1 pseudogene is annotated in these 1,089 nt (G+C 46.2%); it reads left to right on the top strand.

From position 1 onward, the window contains the following. Positions 1 to 16: 16 nt before the first annotated feature. A pseudogene (locus ACUVJL_RS35495) lies at positions 17 to 1,089 on the top strand (AAA family ATPase); the annotation flags it as partial.

The following is a 1,089-nucleotide window of genomic DNA, read 5'->3' as shown; positions in this document are numbered from 1 at the left end:
CGATGGTTGGGTATCGATGATTCACACGCATCATATTCCCGTGGGGATGGATGCCGAAATTACTAACGATTTGACTTCTCGGTTGCAACGATCGCCCTTGCGGAATGCGATCGGCGCTGATATCTACAATCCTGATGGTAGACCGGCTTACGCACAATTGCAAGATGCGGAATGGATCGCAGCCGGAAAACCGCCGTTTTCGACTTGGATAATTAGAACCATATTTCTGCATTCACTGACTCAGGGAAATTCTTCGGGGAATCGGCTGGCTGAGTTGAAATTGTCGCAGCTAATTCCGGGCGTTGAAAGCGGTTTTGTCGATCGCGCTTTAGAAACACTGACTAAGGTAGCCTGGTATTTAGACTACGATCCGATCGCATCTTTAGCCAGGTTTAAGGAAGAACCTTCGATTAACAAAATTATTACCGAGGAAAAGGAACAAGTCGGGGTTTTGGCGGCGAAAGAAGATTTACGAATTCGGCGGGATAGCATTTTTGCGAAGAAATTTTTTACCTTAGTTTCTAATGTCGAAAGTCCGGGAGATGTAGACGATAACCCGGATGATGTGGCGCTGTGTGCGATCGACTTTGACGAAGCCACGGTGGATGCTTCTACCGACGCAGCGCCGGAATTAGTCGATCGCATTTTTAACAGTAGCGGCGAGTCGGGGAAGTTTCGCACCTACCGCAATCGGTTGTTATTTTTGGTGGCGAATCGGCTAGAATTGGAAAGGGCGATCGACAATGCTAGAGAATATAAAGCAATTCAAAATATTCTCAAAAGTCAGAACCGGATGCAAGATTTATCGGGAAGCCAGCAGAAGCAATTGAAGGAAAGAGAAGGCGCGAAAGATATCGCTGTCAGAGTATCTTTGACTAATGCTTACCGCCATTTATTTTATCCGTCAAATGATGCGGTGAAAGCCCCGAAAGGATTGATGCACTACACTTTTACCGCCCAGGATGCGAGTACAGTGAAAGGCAAAAATAACCAGCAAGATGTAATTCTCAAAGCCCTCAAAGATTGCGGTAAGATTCGCACCGAAGAAGCTAAAGCTTTCGCCCCGGCTTTTATCTTGCAAAAAGTTTG

It is taken from the genome of Microcoleus sp. OTE_8_concoct_300 (assembly GCF_031383065.1).
In the GTDB taxonomy this organism is placed as follows: Bacteria; Cyanobacteriota; Cyanobacteriia; order Cyanobacteriales; family Microcoleaceae; genus Microcoleus.
Note: the sequence above shows the minus strand (reverse complement) of the source record. Positions and strands in the feature narration are given on the sequence as shown.